The organism is Pedobacter sp. Leaf176, from assembly GCF_001424305.1.
Taxonomy (GTDB): Bacteria; Bacteroidota; Bacteroidia; order Sphingobacteriales; family Sphingobacteriaceae; genus Pedobacter.
In genome coordinates, this window is sequence record NZ_LMPD01000005.1 from 213,054 (window position 1) to 230,284 (window position 17,231).

At 40.4% G+C, this 17,231-nt stretch carries 20 protein-coding genes; 5 read left to right on the forward strand and 15 right to left on the reverse strand.

Annotation, left to right across the window (positions count from 1 at the left end; all coding sequences use genetic code 11):
* Nucleotides 1-2 precede the first annotated feature (2 nt).
* The 14 genes from ASF92_RS15335 to ASF92_RS15410 all read right to left on the reverse strand — a co-directional run bounded on the left by ASF92_RS15335 (nt 3) and on the right by ASF92_RS15410 (nt 12,070).
* Complete coding sequence (locus ASF92_RS15335) at nt 3-776, reverse strand: hypothetical protein (protein ID WP_056095051.1); 774 nt, start codon at nt 774-776, stop codon at nt 3-5.
* Nucleotides 773-1,438 carry a hypothetical protein gene (locus ASF92_RS15340; RefSeq protein WP_056095054.1) on the reverse strand — a complete coding sequence of 222 codons (666 nt, stop codon included), beginning with the start codon at nt 1,436-1,438 and terminating at the stop codon, nt 773-775. The genes ASF92_RS15335 and ASF92_RS15340 overlap by 4 nt, the downstream gene beginning before the upstream one ends.
* A gap of 4 nt (nt 1,439-1,442) precedes the next feature.
* Entirely contained in the window at nt 1,443-2,099 is a 657-nt protein-coding gene (locus ASF92_RS15345; protein WP_056095057.1) for a hypothetical protein, read from the reverse strand.
* Nucleotides 2,096-2,758, reverse strand: a complete 663-nt coding sequence (locus ASF92_RS15350) for a hypothetical protein (RefSeq protein WP_056095060.1) — start codon at nt 2,756-2,758, stop codon at nt 2,096-2,098. Before ASF92_RS15350 ends, ASF92_RS15345 begins: the two co-directional genes overlap by 4 nt.
* Nucleotides 2,759-2,769: 11 nt before the next feature.
* Nucleotides 2,770-5,208, reverse strand: a complete 2,439-nt coding sequence (locus ASF92_RS15355) for a TraG family conjugative transposon ATPase (protein ID WP_056095063.1) — start codon at nt 5,206-5,208, stop codon at nt 2,770-2,772.
* Between the two features lie 278 nt (nt 5,209-5,486).
* On the reverse strand, nt 5,487-5,798 hold the full coding sequence (locus ASF92_RS15365) for a DUF4134 domain-containing protein (RefSeq protein ID WP_056095071.1): 312 nt from the start codon (nt 5,796-5,798) through the stop codon (nt 5,487-5,489).
* 33 nt (nt 5,799-5,831) lie between these two features.
* A complete protein-coding gene (locus ASF92_RS15370; protein ID WP_056095073.1) occupies nt 5,832-6,143 on the reverse strand; it encodes a DUF4134 family protein in 312 nt (103 codons plus the stop codon).
* A gap of 5 nt (nt 6,144-6,148) precedes the next feature.
* Nucleotides 6,149-6,481, reverse strand: a complete 333-nt coding sequence (locus ASF92_RS15375; RefSeq protein WP_147273667.1) for a hypothetical protein — start codon at nt 6,479-6,481, stop codon at nt 6,149-6,151.
* Complete coding sequence (locus ASF92_RS15380) at nt 6,468-6,848, reverse strand: hypothetical protein (protein WP_056095077.1); 381 nt, start codon at nt 6,846-6,848, stop codon at nt 6,468-6,470. The genes ASF92_RS15375 and ASF92_RS15380 overlap by 14 nt, the downstream gene beginning before the upstream one ends.
* The gene (locus tag ASF92_RS15385; RefSeq protein WP_056095079.1) at nt 6,845-7,480 is read right to left on the reverse strand and encodes a ParA family protein; all 636 of its coding nucleotides are present in this window, start codon (nt 7,478-7,480) and stop codon (nt 6,845-6,847) included. Before ASF92_RS15385 ends, ASF92_RS15380 begins: the two co-directional genes overlap by 4 nt.
* Nucleotides 7,481-7,492: 12 nt before the next feature.
* Entirely contained in the window at nt 7,493-8,683 is a 1,191-nt protein-coding gene (locus ASF92_RS15390) for a relaxase/mobilization nuclease domain-containing protein (protein ID WP_056095080.1), read from the reverse strand.
* A gap of 3 nt (nt 8,684-8,686) precedes the next feature.
* Nucleotides 8,687-9,094, reverse strand: coding sequence for a plasmid mobilization relaxosome protein MobC (gene mobC / locus ASF92_RS15395; protein ID WP_056095082.1), 408 nt, complete (start codon nt 9,092-9,094; stop codon nt 8,687-8,689).
* Between the two features lie 594 nt (nt 9,095-9,688).
* Nucleotides 9,689-10,660 (reverse strand): toprim domain-containing protein, encoded by a 972-nt coding sequence (locus tag ASF92_RS15405; protein WP_082489583.1) that lies wholly within the window; start codon nt 10,658-10,660, stop codon nt 9,689-9,691.
* Nucleotides 10,661-11,227: 567 nt separating this feature from the next.
* Nucleotides 11,228-12,070 carry an RteC domain-containing protein gene (locus ASF92_RS15410; RefSeq protein ID WP_056095091.1) on the reverse strand — a complete coding sequence of 281 codons (843 nt, stop codon included), beginning with the start codon at nt 12,068-12,070 and terminating at the stop codon, nt 11,228-11,230.
* 295 nt (nt 12,071-12,365) lie between these two features.
* Here ASF92_RS15410 and ASF92_RS15415 point away from each other — a divergent pair, with 295 nt between their 5' ends.
* The 5 genes from ASF92_RS15415 (at nt 12,366) to ASF92_RS15435 (ending at nt 15,797) form a co-directional block, all read left to right on the forward strand.
* Nucleotides 12,366-13,505 carry a hypothetical protein gene (locus ASF92_RS15415; RefSeq protein WP_056095094.1) on the forward strand — a complete coding sequence of 380 codons (1,140 nt, stop codon included), beginning with the start codon at nt 12,366-12,368 and terminating at the stop codon, nt 13,503-13,505.
* A 109-nt stretch (nt 13,506-13,614) separates the two neighbouring features.
* Nucleotides 13,615-14,082, forward strand: a complete 468-nt coding sequence (locus ASF92_RS15420; RefSeq protein ID WP_056095096.1) for a hypothetical protein — start codon at nt 13,615-13,617, stop codon at nt 14,080-14,082.
* A gap of 33 nt (nt 14,083-14,115) precedes the next feature.
* Nucleotides 14,116-14,682: a Crp/Fnr family transcriptional regulator gene (locus tag ASF92_RS15425; protein ID WP_056095098.1), complete on the forward strand. Its 567-nt coding sequence runs from the start codon at nt 14,116-14,118 to the stop codon at nt 14,680-14,682.
* A 158-nt stretch (nt 14,683-14,840) separates the two neighbouring features.
* Complete coding sequence (locus tag ASF92_RS15430) at nt 14,841-15,317, forward strand: MauE/DoxX family redox-associated membrane protein (protein WP_056095101.1); 477 nt, start codon at nt 14,841-14,843, stop codon at nt 15,315-15,317.
* Nucleotides 15,318-15,419: 102 nt separating this feature from the next.
* Entirely contained in the window at nt 15,420-15,797 is a 378-nt protein-coding gene (locus ASF92_RS15435) for a hypothetical protein (protein ID WP_056095103.1), read from the forward strand.
* Nucleotides 15,798-15,841: 44 nt separating this feature from the next.
* On the opposite strand, the gene ASF92_RS15440 is transcribed toward ASF92_RS15435, so the two are convergent.
* Entirely contained in the window at nt 15,842-17,230 is a 1,389-nt protein-coding gene (locus tag ASF92_RS15440; RefSeq protein WP_056095106.1) for a RagB/SusD family nutrient uptake outer membrane protein, read from the reverse strand.
* Nucleotide 17,231 lies beyond the last annotated feature (1 nt).

Consider the following 17,231-nt stretch of genomic DNA (forward strand, 5'->3'; position numbering starts at 1 on the left):
GCTTATAGTTTTGATTTTTTAAGAATATCATTGGCAATCTGGATATCGCTCTTTGGGGATGCTGGTCTTTGAACTTCACCGGCCCGTAACTTCTGGACAGACGAGCGGATAGAGAGATAGGTTTTTGCCCTGGATTTCTTGGTTTCCCAGCTTGCCGAGAGTTTTCTGAATTCAGATAGCATCCTGTGGTAGGCCATTATCCTTGATCCCCGGTCTAAGGTAGTCGACCTCGCGATTTCCAGCCTTTCAAGAAGTGCACTGCTTTCCTCCCTGTACCAGTCAAACAGACCCACAGATATTATGTATTTCTGTTCTGCAAGCGAAAGGCCTGCAAGCATATCGGCATCTGCCTGATTTAATAATCCTTCAAACTCGTTGCGATAGTACATTAGCCAAAGGGGATCGGCAAAAGAAAGTGCCGAAGAATAATTGGAGGCCTCGCTCAGCGCAGTATTGCGAAGGGTATCCGCATGCAGTTTGTAGAGATTATCTGTGTTCTGCATGGCTGCTGCCAACATCAGCCGTTGCGTTTGTGGACCGAGCGGGCCAAGGGGTCTTAGATCCGTTTTGGGATAATTGGGGTGAAGCGCCCAAGTAATCCAGTAATCAGGGTTGAGCCCTAAAAATCCTGGTTTGGGCGTAAACTTATCCGCATCCCATTGCTTGAAGACCATTCGTTCCTGCTGGTAGGTAATGTGTTTGTCGGTAATTTTCTTCTGTGACCAGAGGAGCGTTGAGAGCAAACAGAGGAAAAGAAGCAAAAAAGGTTTTTTCATGGTTTTAAAAGTTTTGATTTGAATAAAATATCACTCCCGAGACGCAGATCCTGATTGATAAAGCCCTGATAGGGATTAAGCGAACGGAAGACTCCATTCATTTTTGTCCAGTACATGGATTTTTTCATGCTGAATACCAGGGCACGGATGACGCGGAGCTCTAGGGCAATTTTCTTAAGCAGCGCATCGCGCTTTTCGAAATCCATGAGGACGTTTTCGCCTTCCTTCAATACAAAAGCAGAGACTTCTGAAAATAGGTTTATCCCCCTATCTTTTACCTGGCGGGAAACGTCTTCTGCAAAAAGCAGCAGATGGGGATCTGATTTGGCGATATCAATCATCCCGGCACTTTCCGATGAAATCTCGGCAACCAGTGAGCCGATCTGTCTGACCGCGATTGCTGTTTTGAGCCCCTGATCAACTTCTCTTAAGGAAGACAGGATTAATGACTGAACCATAACGACCGCGCCCAGATTGAGATTAATATCCGAAAGGCGGTTGTTGATCGTATTTAAATAACTGTTATACGTATTTTCAGCTGCCAGACGTACTGCTCCATTTTCATTTACGATATTAAAATGCCCGCGGTCAAAAACTAGCCTTTGAGCTTTACTACAATAATGACCAATCAGCATTAAAAAAATTAAAATAAGCAATTTCATAACATCAGTTTTTTAGGATATCTTTTTTTCGCAGGATTTCATCTACCAATTTTTTATCGGTATTGATAAATTCTGAGAAAGGGTTTAGCTGATTGAAGACCTTTTTTCTTGAAGAATATTGAAGGGTTACCGCCAGTCCTCTGGATGCCCCGGCTATCAGGCGGAGTTCAGTGAGCACATGGGAAAAAAGCATTTTGCGGTCGCTCTGCTTCATCTGGTTGATGTCCTGCATAGAAAGAGCAAGTCCGTACAAAAAATTCAGCAGTGCATGTGCCCGATCCCCCATATCCAGCTCTGCCTGTATGGCCAGAACGGAAAGTATAGAATCGTCCTTGCATAAATCAAAAATCATCCCCTGGCTTTCGGTAATATCAGCAATCAATGGATAGGCTTCGATTCCGATCTGCACCGCATCAATGGCAAGTCCCAAAGTCTTGAACCGGGACTGGATATCCCTGTATTTATTCTTTAATCTTACCATCAGGGTTTTGTTTGCCTCCTCATTTGCAGTGGATCCCGCCTGCCTGTCCCTCGCATCAGACTGTTTTCCGTGTTCTGTTTTGCTATTACCCACAAGCTGGTGCAAAAGCCCGACATTCAACTGCGCATGAGCAGCTATTGATATGAAAATCATAGCCGTGAAAAATGCTGCGCTTTTCATTGCTTGAGCATCTTGGCATTCCTGATAATATCGTCCGCTATGCGTTTATCAATATTGATATATCCTGCATAAGGGTTTAGGGAATTTAAGATTCCGCGCTGCTTTGCCCAGTACATCGTACGGTACATGCCATAGGCCACTCCGCGGAGGATGGTAAGTTCTGTGACGATCCTATTGAGAAGCTTTGCCCGTTCACCGGAATCCATCAGCGCGTCCCTCCCGTCTTTTAATACAAAAGAGCTAACCTCGGTAGCAAGGTTGATCGAACGGGTTTTGAACTCCCTAGCACCTCCTTCGGCAAACAGCAATAATACCGGGTCACCAGAGGCTAGATTAATCGCCTTATTCACATCAATGACAATATCCTGAGAAATCGCATAAATATCCTTAACAGAAAGCAGAGACCTCATTACTCCTGAAACCTCAGATAAGCCTCTGTAAATAGTGGATTGAAGGTCATTTACAATTCCAAGCTGACCAGTTACCGCGAGCTGTGCCCTTTGCACAAGAGTAAGGTTGTCGCTGGTTCGGGACAGACCGCTGTTCATCACCCCTGCATGGGCAGCCGTGGCCGCAGCGGTTGTTGGGTCAACGTATATTTGTGCGGAGGCCGATTGCACGAAGATTCCAAATAAAAAATAGATGAATATTTTTCGCATAAAAATAGAATTTAACTTGTGATGGATGAATTGACTTTCTTGACAAATTCGGGAAGAGAGATTGCGCTCATTTTCATATCGGCAACGAAATGTTCCAGTCCCAGAGGATAAGAACCGTAACGCTTGACATAAGATTCGACAGCAGTCTTTTCGGGTTTTTCGGTTGTGAAGGTTAAATACTGAAAAAGCGACACTTCAACGCCATAGACCTCCCCTATACTTCCGCGCTTAATGTAAACCTCCTTGAATTTCCCGCGTCCGGCCTTATTTTCAAGCGCATTGATGGTAAATATCTTTCGCTGCTCTACCTCACTGAGCGCCAGGAGCTTTGCTACCTCTGCATAATTCCCCCTGAACTTGGATTGATCGAGCAGGCAGATGGTGTCGGAACTGGCCAGAATGGAATCCTTTATTACAGCATTTCCGATAATATCGCCCAGTTCCTGCGTCACCACAATTGGCTCTCCCCAGAATTTCCTCATCGTTTTATAGAGGTAAAGAATGTAGTTAGCCATTAGCGGAGATGCGATTGCCTTCCACGCTTCTTCCAAAATCATCGCTTTTCGCTGGCCTGTACGGTGCCTCATTTTCTGCAGTACCAAATCCATAATCACCAGCGTCACGATTGGAAAAAGAACCCTATTTTCCTTGATTGAATCAATTTCGTAGACAATAAAACGCTCTGTAAAATCTGAGAGATCAGCGCTTTCGTTGAGCAGCCTACCGTACTCTCCGCCAAGACAGAATTTTTTAAGTACATAACGGTACTCATCAAGATCGAAACTGATCTTCTCATTTTCCTTGATCTCCGAAATCTTAACGATCGAATAATGGTAGAAAGAATCAAAACACAGCGCATAATCAGCCTCTCCTAAAAAGAAGTCTGAATAGTAGGCCGAGAGTACATTTGAGAAAACCGTATCCTCAATCTGCGATACGCTTCCCTCTGCACCCTTTAAAAGAAGTCCGATAAGTGTTTTGAGGAAATCCTTCTTTTCGATGTTATATTCTGCTTCAGAAATAAGAAAGGGATTCATCGTGATCGGATTCTCCTCGGTATAGGTGTAATACTTTCCTCCAAAATAATTGCATAGCCCGGAATAGGAATGTCCTACATCAACGATCACGATGTCGTAATTATAAAGCATATACTGTTCAAGCAGGCTGTTCATAAAAAAGGATTTACCAGTACCAGAGCTGCCCAGAACAAATTTTGAACGGTTGGTAATCCTGCCAGATTCCATAGGAAGATCTGCTGGATCTATGCCTACAGGGATTCCTCTCCTATCGGTAAAGCGCATGAGAAACTTGGAGGGCTCATCCCGCATCAGCCGTTCCTTGTAGAACAGGCAAAGGGCCGCATCCGAAGTGGTGAGGAACCAGTCGTATTTTTTCAGTTCCACTGCATTTCCAGGCAAGGCACTCCTAAAGAGTTCCATCTGGTTATAGGCATTCTTGGAGGGGATAATCCCCTGCTGAAATAGGGAAGCTTCAATAAAGTTACAGCTGGTATCCAGAAGTGGAAGTTCGCAGCAGACCAATAAAGAATAGTGCGCATTGACGAGCAACTGGTTTTCCCTTGCCACATCTATGAGCAACTTATCAATATCCTCCACACACATCTGATTGGCTGGATCAGGAACTCCGGAATGCCGCTTGCGTTTCAGCTGCAGTTTGTTCAGGGTAATGCCCTGGGAAGGAATTTCAATTAATTGGTTATAAACAAGACTTTCAATACCCGGAACTGATGACAGGAAAGAAAGGTTGTCCATCGGAAATTCCTGTAGTCCTTTCCCGTCGTTCGCCATTAAATATGGCCCAATGGATTCAGGCATGTCAATGGAATCGATATTGACCAGGCTCATGCAGCGGATCACCTTTTTCCCAATACCTATTTCAGTATCCCCGGCCCTTAAGTTATTGAGCGAAAAATGGTCTGAGGAGAAATCCATGGCAAGCATCCGCGAAATATAGCGTTCTATCTCACCCTGGGGCAGTACTTTTGGTGATACCGATGCTCCTTTCAATAGTTCACAGACCTTGGCAATATTGGATACAAAATCCAAAAGGGCTTTCCTGTCATAAACGTACATTGCCCTTCGTTTGACCTGACGGGTTATAACCAGATAACTAGAGTGCTCAATATATTCCCTCCCTGAAAAATGCTCATCGTATTTTTGCTGAAGGGGTTCACTTTGCACTTTCGCCTGATAAGTTCTTTTAGAGAACACATCCTGTTTCTGAATGATATACCCTTCACTCAATATCTTGATCACATTGAGAAGCAGAAGATGAAAGGCCTGGTAGCCTGCCGGATCAGCGGAATAAATAAGCACCGGATTTTCGATAGAAAGAATTACTGAAAAATCGCCTGACTCACCATAAAGAACGGAAAGTCCGCCTATCTCTTCTATTCCGGCATATGGCAGTTTAAATTCCTGTTTTCCCATAACCTCGCCTTAAATAAATACGATGAATGAATATCTCCCTGGATCTGGTCTTATCATGAAGACCGGATGCCTGCTTGGAATATGTGTAGAGGAGCCCACCGGCTATTGAAAGAATGGTTAAGAGGCCACCGATATACATATTGAGGAGCGCACCGGCTAGGCCTCCTGTGACCAGCCCAAGACCTAAGGAAGAAATTCCATAAGCAATAAACTTCCCTTTGAAACCGCGATAAACAAGGGGCTTTTGAAGCCCCTTGTAAACTGGATACATCCTCATGCTATACGCCAAAGAAAGCCTTGATCACTACCGATACCAGAACCAGAAAAAGGCAGGAACCTCCCCAGCCCATAATTTCTTTGTTGATGTCCTGATCTCCGGAATTCCATTTGATGTAGACACGTACCCCGCCGATAATACCTACCACGGCACCAATCGCAAGGGTGAGTGTAGAAACCGGATCTACATAAGAGGTCAGCGAGGAAGTCGCCGCATTGATTCCTGTTGTTCCTCCCCCAGTCTGGGCGGAAACTGCCTGCACTAAACCCAATAGCGCGGCCAATGACAAAAGTCTTTTGCTTTTTCTTGTCATAAAAAAATTGATTTAAATTGAATAAAATTGTATTTACAGTCCGAAAAGACCGCGGAGGAATACACCGATGAGAGATAAAAAGAGGCATGAAAAGAACCATCCCATAACCTGCGCATCAATGTGGTGCTTGCCCATCTGCCAATTGGCATAAACCCTAAGTCCACCTAGGATTCCTGCGATTGCGCCAATAACCAGTACCAGATCCGAGAGCGAAAAATACCAGCCTTTCACCTCTGCCGAGGCGGAATAAAACTCTGAGATTCCTGGTTGAGCATTAGCGGAAAAAGTAGAGAGCAAAAAAAAAGAAGCTGACGCTGCCCTTAAAAAGAATAAAGAAAACCTCATGGAGTTTAGTAAGGTATTGCCCGCGTATGTTCGATGAGGTTGTCTTTCGCAAGGGAAAAAAGCTGTTTTAGTCCAATGCCTCCACTTGAGCTAATTGGACCTGTTGGCAAATAAGGGGCTGGTTTCTCCTTTTTTTCTGAATCCGTAGGCACAGCCTCCTCAGCTTTCTCTTCCAGGGTAATCAGCTCAGGGGTAAATGTTTGTGCAAAGAAAAGCTCGTCTTCCGGAGTTTCATTCACACCAACTCTTTGAGATAGAAAAAGATCAAAAAATAAGTTCAGTAAATAATAAACCATATATACAATAAAGATTATGGTCAAGAAATTAGTCCAGCTCATGGGTCATATTTTTTAAAGTTTGAGAAATATATTCGTTTAACCAGGGATGGCCTTTTAAAAACTGGTGGAGGGAAAAAACGATTACCCTGGTCATATCAATATTCGAAGTAATCTTTAGTTGCCTAAGCTTATTCATTGTGCGCTTATCAATGCGGATAAGGATTTTCTCCTGCCCATCCATATTAAAGTCCCGCAGGGATGAGAGAAAGCTAGCTAGCCGCTTGGTATTCACGACCGTTTCTTTGGATTCAGTTTTTTTTACACCAATCTTTTCAGCCCCATGACTGGCCTGGGATTTTTCCGGCAATCCCTTTTCCTCTTGGATCCTTGATTTCAATTGATCGGCAAGGGACTTGATTTCGCTCATGATGATATACCTCTCTTCATAAAGCTGCCATAGATAAAGTCCATTGCCGGCATAAAAACTGGAATTAAAGAGGCCGGGACATGGATGGTTCCTACCCGCTGAAAATCGATGCGGTCAGAAATACCGGGAGAAATCTTTCCAAATCTGGATAGTACCTTGTCTACCTCTTCCCTGGTTTCATACTTTACGGTTGTTTTAATCCTATTTGGCACATACACCATGGGTGATAAATTATTGATCTCCCGACATACAAGCGAAAAGAGCACTGTACTGTCTACAGAAAATTCATCATAATTAAACGGGCAGATAATGAGTTCCGCGGAACTGATAATGGGAATCAATAGATCATCGTCCATTTTACCCGGAAGATCAATGAGCACAAACTCATCCCTATTTTGGTTAAGCAGTTCCAGCAGAGCCGGGAAGTACTTAAGATCAGAGGGAATAACCTCGTAGAGGGGATCGTTCTCAAGAATTTTTGCCTTTTCAAACTTGCCTGAAATCGAAGCCTGGTAGTCCATATCCAGAACGGTAACCTTCTTTTTTTTAAGCATTGAGAGGAAATAGGCCAGTAACAGGCAGAGTGTACTTTTACCTGCTCCCCCTTTCTGATTTCCAATTAATATAACCATAAGCATAAAAATTTAACGTGTATTGGTTCTTGCTTTTTTTTGCCTGCGCCTATTCCGTCCGAGGATCTGCTCATCATCAATATCATCAGAGATATCTATATCCAAAGAGAATTCGCCAATGGATATACAATCATGCATTTCAACCTCGTCAGCAGGAAATATTGACTCTGATGGATTTTCAAGGAGCATCTCTTCCTTTGGAGAAAACTGATTTTCATAAATACCCTCCGAAATGGGTATTGACGTTTTTACTTCTTCGGTTTGGCGTAAAGTCTCCATAAATTTAGTTATGGACATAATATCGCCACCTTTAAAAACTTCCTTGGTGGAATGGTCTAAAATGGTATAGCCATATGGCGGCTTGTCACCTTTAAAATGAAATACAAACTGAAGGCCGAATGAAGAAGATAATTTTTCGCTTAACTCAGAGTTATAGAATATTACTTTTCCTTTCTCGCCACCTGGAAGATCTTCCCTGATCGCTTGAATTCTGGAATCGGTAATTGGCCTATACTTTGCAAAAATCTGTTTTAACTGTTCCTTTCTTTTCTGATCAGGTGAAAACCGGGCAATTTTTTGTTCTATTCTGGTTAAGTTTATACTGCCTACTTTTTCACCATACTTTGACAGATCAAGCGTATCCTCCAGAACTTTTAATGCATATCCCTGTCTTTCAAGCAACATCATAAACTGCGCCTTATTGGAGAAGCTGTATTGAAGTGCCCTCGTCAAAGCTTTTTCAGCAGCATGTTTCTCATCATTACCGATAAGTTTATTCAGTACCTTATAAGCCCTGATCTTCTCAAAGCTGTCGGAAATCTTTTTCCCTTCCAGGTCTATTCTTGAAGATACCATATGGATGTGATTATTCTGCGTGTCCTTGTGGAAAATGAGAAGATACGGCTGATTTCCATAACCCATGCCCTCTAGCCAGCCTTCGGCCAGTGTAACTAGTTCCCCCTTGTCCAAGCTTCTGCCCTTTGAAGATATCATTGCATGAAATTGCGGATATACAACCCTGCGGTTTCTGCTCGCTAGGGATGAGAGGTAGTTTATATAATCTCCAGGCCTGATCTCAGATAGCCCTTGCAGCGCCCCAAAACCGGATACCTTTACCAGTTCTCCCTTATTTTTTTCAACTTTATTGGTATTGTACCTAACTGCCCTAAAAGTCTTTGATTTCCAAAGAATTTTCACAATCATAAACTAAGCCTTTAATAATCTGAGTAATTCCCTGGTTGCTCTCTCCATTCCTCTAAATATTGAAATGTAATCAGTAAAAATCGTGTTGAACTGAAGTACAATTTCAGCAGAGAGCATTCCTCGTTTATTTAAAAAGTTCGCATGCCGGGCAAGCTGGTTAATGTTGTTTCCTGACCTACCGATCTCTGCACCGATCTGGTTCAGGTGTTTTAAAACTTCGACAGCATTGATTTTATTTGAAACCGCAGAGGAGATTAAAAGCCTTTGCCGCAAGAAATCACTTTCTTTCAATCCAAGGGAAAGCCAAAGGTTTCGGAGTAAAGCATATTCTTCCTCGGTAAATCTGGCCTTAATGAACCTGGTTCTTTTACCATCTAATTTTAAAGGCCTCCCATTCTTTTTCTTGGTCATATTCAACAATTAAGGGACATCCTCCGAAGAAGAAAAAACTAGTTGCGACGTTTTTTCCATCCCGCTACGCCCCCAAGGCGAAAAAAAGCGGGCAAGTTATAGGGTTTTTGAGCAACAAAAACACAACTTGCAGGCTAAAAAACCAAAATACACCAACTATAACGAAAGGATAAAAACCAAAAAACTTAAGCTTGGTTTATTAGGATTTTGTTAAAAAGTATTCCGGCAAAACAGAAAGCCTAAAGCTATCTTTGCCAGATGGAGCTGCAGGAATTAGAAGAGTTTTTCAAGAATTGCCGGAGACCGGAAATGCCGGTGTTTTTAAATGAGGCAACAAAAGTAACTGACTTTGATTTATTTCTAGAGAGCCATTTCGGGCCACTTAGAGCTAATCCGGAAAGTAAAATCAATAAGCCACTATTAGTAAGACTAAAAATGATGAAACTTATCATTGAGTTTAACTAGCTAAACATATATCCACATATTTCTATATAAGAATATCCACATATACCGATAGAGACATATTGATATTTAAGCATATATAGATAATTATATCTATATAGCTCAATATTTACATAGTTATATATTCATATATCAACGTGTTATACCAAAACCATTCTCTACACTAAAAGGCATAGGCTTAACAATAGATTTTTCAATTTGCCTTAGATCAGCCACAAGCTTTTCATTATAATCCTTAAACCCTGCATATTTGAACGAACAGTCTATACTTCCATGTACATCTCGGATAAATTCCTGCGCAGCAGATTTTCCTGCTTTATCATGGTCAAAATAAAGTTCAATAGAACCAAACTGGTTTGACCTACCCTTGGCAGCCTGTAGAAACGAAAGGGAATTTAACACCAATATGGATGCAGGATCCTGTGGATGTTCGACTTTCCAGCTCAGAAAATCAAAGTAACCTTCAAAGACACCTAGCCTGTCAACAGCCCCCTGCAAAAAACTCATTCCCTTGTGCCCCAGGCAACCCTTAAAATATTTGTTGCGTACCTCCCAGCCACCATTCTCATTTGGCCATGCAGAAGCAAAGTAATTCCTGCGCTTATTGCTGCTGTCCATGACCGAATAATAAAGTTCATATAAATAACCACCTGCAACGCTTTGCACTCCCCTGCCTTTAAGATATGAGCTGATGACATCGTTGCCGATTGATTCATTTACTACTTCTACTTCATATCTTGGAACTTTGAAGGGCAAGGGCCTTCGGGAATTATCAACAGGCACATCCGCGGTTCTCTCAAGGTTTATTTTTGCATACTCTACGATTTTTTTAAGAACCTCAGGAAAGCTTGAGGGATACCAATATGCAAGGCCAAAATCGATTATGCTTCCGCTTTTTATTCCCGATACTCCTGCACCGCCATGGTCAAACCAGACCCCCAGATTATCATTTACACAAAGTGAGGCCGTATATTCTTCACGCAACATACTTAGAAAAAAATACTCTCCCCCCGATACTTTCTGGGGACTAAACCCCAAGTTCTTCAAAAGATCGAGGAGCGACACTTTCTCCTTGATCTCATTAACGTTTAAAAAAGCTGACATACCGATTTAGTTTTAGAATTTTCAGAAACAAAAAAGGGGCTTATCGCCCCTATAAAATAGAACCCAAAAAGAAGGGCCTCTATATATTGTAATTTCGGAACTACTCGCGTCGATTTCTACAAACCGGACTTATCGTCTGCCAATGCGCTTTCACCTTTTTGACGTCATCTCAAAGCTTCGCAAAATTCCCTTCAATTTAAAGGGTAATGTTTCATTCCTGAATGTCAAAGACCAACTCTTTTGTTGGCTCAAAATTCAGTATGTGCAAGACGTGTTATTGACACTATGAAAATAGTGTGAACGATTTTTATAAGGCTATTTTTGCCTTGATCTGAAAGTTATTTATTGGAGATCAGATTTGTTATAAATTTTACATTCATCAGTTTAGTTGATTACTGATCCATTTTTATTAAACAGAAGAGAATTTCATTAAATCACTAGCATTTTATTTACAAAAACTATAACACTTTTATTTAGGTGTGTAATTTTTTTAATCTGGATTATTTTGAGGATATCCTGCGATATGAGAAAAATTATACAAAGTGAAATTGGCAATTTGGTTGATTATCAATTAAACTTAAGTTTTCTGGCAATGTGATCGTTTATGGCATTTCTCATACTGTCTAAATAAACAGTATATCCCTTGCTTTTCCTTCTAGAGATATCAATGAACTTGCGATAAGCGACACCCAGATCTACATTTAAGCTCTTTTCAAGAATATCAACGACCTGAGAAATATCTGCTTTTCCATTATTCAATGACCCCATAAAATATATGCCATAGGCAAGTTCTACAAGCTTCACTTTATCGTCTGTCCATCTCAGGTTTGAGTTTTTTGACAACAATTGAAATATTGAGGATTCTGGGTCGCTGTATAAAAGTCTGATGCGTGTCAATAAAAACTCCCGCAAATGTTCATACGCACGGAATTTAGCAAAGGTATAATCTCCCTTTGTCTCGAATTCACTAAAATTCACTGCGGGAAGTATGTTCTGCCTATTACGCCTTAAAAAGTATTCTTCATCTAGTGCGCTCTGGTCATTGAGATAATATTGGTAAAGAAATTGATTTTGTTCGAAATATCTTCTTAAGAAATCTATTTCCCTTATGTAATAATTTCGGATTGCCTCGTCTGTATCTACTGGAATATTCGAGACAATATTGAACTGTTCTACAATAAAAATTTTCCAACTGTAAAACTTGGGCTTGATCTGTTTAAAGAAAAATATCTCTTCTGCTTCCGAGGAAAAACCTAATCGGTTTGCTAGGGAATTTAAACGGATTGTGCCGCTTTCTATCATTTCAAGGGAGGAGGATAACCTAAGCAGATCACTTATAAGTTCATTTTTTCCAGCATGAAGCTTAGAGGTCATTTCCAGGTACAGCTGTTCAGATTGGGGGATTAACATACACAAAGGATTTAGATGAAAAATAGGTTTATTTTAGGCAGCTAAAATTCAGCCTGCGTTGCTGCAAATTGAATTATTGCAGGCATAGAATCAAGTTAACTATCAGTTGCATAATTGATCAACCCCCTTTGAATTCATTATTTGCAGATAAATTCTAAAGACAATATACGTCGGTTTTTACTTTTGAGAATATGTTTGTCAGCCTAATCAAACTATTCGTGTAACCACCCAAGGCCTCGGTGTAAAAATCTTTTTGACAGGTAAATTCAGTCATAAATTGTGCTAAAAATCAGCTATGAATTACCAATTTATTTTTTTTGAGGAACATCTCACAAGCCTGCAAACGAAAAAAAGTTTTGCAAAAAATTTTGCAGTGGAGTCAAAAAAAAATCTTGAACGAGAACATTCCAGACTGACCAGAGCCTTCAGGGATATGGCCGTTGAACTAAATAATCATAAAAAGTCAAAAGCATATTTAAATTTTCACCAACAGAACTTAACCCTTTTAATGGATAAGACCAGTAGAGAAAAAACGCAAAGGGAAAAAGATCCGGACCACACGATTATCATAAGCACTCTGAAAGCACTGCTGGACATAATGGAAGAATTACTAATCTGGATGAAACAAATCTTTCCGGAAATATTCAATTATAAAGGCAGGATACCTATAAAAATGATTGAGTCAGAAATTTCCGAAATTGAGAATGATTTGAACTTAATCGTTGGAGAATTTGAAAAGAAGAAATTGGATCCTAAACTGATGCAGGTCACAAGATCGGTTTTGGATATAAGTCAGATAGTCAGTTTTAAAGATCTTAATTTTTGGAAAGAATCCTGCGATAAAATCCATCAAGATCTTATGTTGCTTGATTTGATTGATGAGTTTAGCATTATAAAAATTTTCATGGGGCTTGGAATAAATCATCCTGACTTATTTTTTTATGCCAAATGGCATATTTCAAAAGAGATTGAGCATAAGACAACTTTAGGGGAAAAAATTTCTGCAGTCTGTTCCTATCGGAAAGAGATAAGAGTATTATACAGAGAAACCCAAATGCTCCAGTTTACAAGGAAACCCGATATTCAGCGCACTATAAAAAAATTCCTTCGAGAAGAACTCCTTTTACTCCGGGCTATGGAATTCGTGAATCATGAAGTTGAGGAAGCGGGAATCATGAACGCCAACTATAAAGTTTCCTTTTCCGTTAAACAGCTGGCCTTTTTTGTCCATCTTCAGATGGAGACCGGGATAATAATATGGCAAAGGGCAAAATTCGCGCACCAGTATATTGCAAGGCACTTTAGCACGGTGGAACGCGATTCAATATCTGAAAAAAGTGCTAGAAATGCCCACTATAATCATGCTAGTGAAGATATTAAGAAAGTGATCGCAAAGCTCAGTGAAATGCTAGCATTAGCTCAGGAAAGATATTGAAATTGTGAGAATACTGCGAATCTTGCAATTTGATGAGGGGTTGCAAGACCATAAAATTTCTGCAACTTGACAAAGTTTTCAAATAGCCGTTCTTTATCCCTAAAAAGATATGGACGTAGAAAACTATTCACAGAAACTAAACGCATTTCACTCACTCTCGCCTGGACTCAAAGCATACATCTCAACCATAGCAAAAAAAACTGCATACAAGGCTGGCCAGACAGTGTTCTTGACTAGAGAAGATTATAATTTTTATCCCTTGATTGAAAGCGGGTCATTACGGCTAATGGCAATCGATAAGGATAATGACGAAGAAATTGTTATCCGAACCTACAATGCTGAGGAATTCCTTTATCATTTCCCAAACGTTATGCCAAGGTCGAGATTTGAACTTTATGTAGAGTTTTTAGAGGATTCTTATTTGATAGCGTTTAGCGAAAAGCATTATTCGAACCTTCTGAAATTATTCCCTGATGCGTACCTCTTGAATCTATCCTATACAGCCTGGCATTTAAACATACAGTTGGAACTTCTATTCGGCAACAATAAAATTCCTGATAGGCAAGAACATATATGACACACCTTAAAGTTTACCCTAAATCATATTTAAATGAAACGACTCATCGAAAAACTGCAAAGTCTTCAAAATGCAAGCGAACCTTTTGTAAGCCAACTGGCGGAAATCTCTGTTCAGAAAACTTTCAACAAGGGCTTACTTATTAGCACACCAGATCATTCATACCCAGAACTGTATTTTATCGAAGAGGGCCTTGCAAGAGGGTATTTTATTTTCGAGGGGCAGGAAAATACTTCCTGGATATTACAGAGTGGGTTTATTTTTCCGACTACGTCGTTTTTTTCCTTCACTCACACAAATGAGTACGTAAATTTTTTAAAAGACAGTTCCGGCTATTCAATAAGTCTATCCCAATGGAGTGAACTTGCCAAAGCAAATCCCCAATTTCTAATGATTCTTCTGGAAATCTATGAGGAACATTACCGTGAAATTACGCAAAGAGAACAAATGCTGAGGATCAGACATGCGGAAACAAGATTTCTCTATTTTCAAGACAGGTATCCAGAATTAATTAATCTTCCCATTCATAAGATTCTGGCTTCCCTTCTCGCAATTGAATCAAAATACCTCTTCAAAATAAAAAGGAAATACCGCAGATGACACGGTAGGGAATCGCATTATTACACAAATAGGTGTACGATTATTTCTTTTCCCAAGGGGTGCAAAAAGAGTAAAAATTGCCGAATTCGGGTAGTTAATATTATTTCTGTTGTTTCGAACTTTAATCCACAATCAGATGGGTTTTTAATAAACAAAACATGGAAAATATTTATTCACATAAACGGACGCATATAAGCTATAAAAGCTTGGTATCAAATCTAAATACCGTTGGAATATTCCTGCTGACATTGCTATGGTGTTATGCAGTTTTTGCAAAGCTCGCAGATCTAAAACTTTATCAGCTCCAGATGAAGGATCAACCCTTTTCTGAAGAAATACAACGCGTACTGACATATCTGGTCCCGGTTCTTGAGCTGACCGCTGCTACGCTGCTGATTTTTAATAAACACAAATGGGGACTGTGGCTTTCCTTGTCCCTGATATTGGGATTTACCATATATATCACATTGATCCTAACCCATGTTTTTCCTAATGCCCCATGCAGCTGCGGTGGCTTCATTTCTAAGATGAGCTGGAAAAGCCATCTCTACTTCAACATGCTTTTGTTTTTTATAAATATGGGTTGTCTTATTAGAGTTACCAAAAAGGAAAGGAGGTTAAGCGGCAAAGAGTGAAAAATATAATTCCAAAATTTAATGCATTCAACAGGGCATGGTGCCCAAATCTTAAACTAACTTTTTCGCTTGTTTTTTCGAAGTAAAAAGCATCCTTAAATTATGTATACAGCAATAAAAAATGTAAGCAAAGGCCTAATGGCCGCCGCTTTAGGATTAGTATTAGTATTTGGTGGTTCTGCATTCAAGGCAGATAGCAAAAGGGTACAATATACGTTTCAGTATACCGGTAGCGATAAGTCCCGAACTGAGGTTGAAAAAGAATCTAACTGGACTTATAGTCCTAACGCAGCGGGCTGTGATGAAATTCAACAAGAAGCCTGTCTTATACGAGTAGATGCAAGCTTTGTGAATACAAGTGGCACCCCTACGCTAGACCCTTCACTTAACTTAATCGCAAGTCCCCACACATCAACACGTGCTTATGTAGTATCCAGTGATGATGGAGACATGGACATCGAAAACAAAACTGCCCAATAACCTAAGGGTAAAATATGAGGGGGAAATGAACTCCCCCTTATAGTTTAGTTTTGTGGCATGCCTGTAGATTCAATAATATCAGTGGGCAACGGCAAAGCATAATATCGTGAATCTGGCGCAAGGGTGAAGACTTGACTTCCGAGAACCCGTCTTAGAATTATATTTGCTCCTTCTTTGTTGTACCTTTTAAGGTCAGCAAAACGAAGACCTCTCATCAACAACTCCTTCCTTCTTTCTTCACGGATTTTTCTAATAGCATCAGACTTATCGGTTGCAGTTACAGGCGAAAAGGGCACTGTATTTCTCCAACGGGACTTTAATAAAATATTCAATGTTTCCATAGCCCCAGACAGGTCATTGAGCCAGGCTTTACATTCGGCGCTGTTAAGATAAAGTTCATCTGTTGCAAGGCCTGAAAAGTAAATCGTTCCACTTGCGGTGTAATTCCCCTTGAACTGCTGGTATGGCGCAGAAGCCCGGAAAAATGCAGTTCTTCTTAAATCGTTAATGTTATAACTGGCATACAAGGCAGTATCGACTCTAGAATTTGTAGTATTATTGACTCCAAAATTACTGGAAAGTTCTGCATACCAAATCGTCTCCTTATTAAACTTTTTGATTGGTACTGTGCTACTTAGCGCCAGGAGATCACTATCGCCATTGTAATCCATTAGCTTGCTGTTGAATTTGAGTGCTTCCAGTGTATATTTCAATGACGTTTCATATTCATGACGGTACAGAAAACATCTTGACAACAGCGCTGCTGCGGCTCCTTTTGAGGGTCGCATCACATGCTGAGGGTAGTCGGGCAGTAAGGTTAATGCTAAAGTTGCATCTTCAATTATTTTTTGGTAACAATCGCTTACCGAAGAACGTACCGAGGGGACATTAAAGTTAGATGATGTTCTAAGCGCAATACCTAAATCATTGCCAGAATTTTTTTCATCAAAGGCAAGTCCATGTTGATTGGTCAACATCAAAAAATAAAAGGACCTGTAGAATAAGGCGCTTCCCTTGGCATTGTCCCATTGAGAACTGTTCGCTGGCGTTCTGTCTATGCTTTCTAATAACTCCAGGCAAAGATTACTATTAAAAACAGACGTATACGCCAGACTCCAATCATTGGCATGTCGATAAGGAGTAGGCTTCCAGGTATAAGCTTCTTGAGCCCTTACACTTAGCGCATTGTAACTGTTGACTGTCAGGAAAAAATCATCACTTGATGCTTCGCCAAATGACGGAGTTAACCTCAGGTTCATAAGATTGGCATCGTCCAAAAGTCCTTGTACGTCAGATAAAGTATGTGGAATTACCAATTTGGCATTTGATTTAACCTCAAGGTACTTTTTACAACTCAAGGTAAGTAGCATTGCAGTACAAAGTACAATACTTATTGCAATATTATTTTTCTTCATAATTACTATTTCTATCATG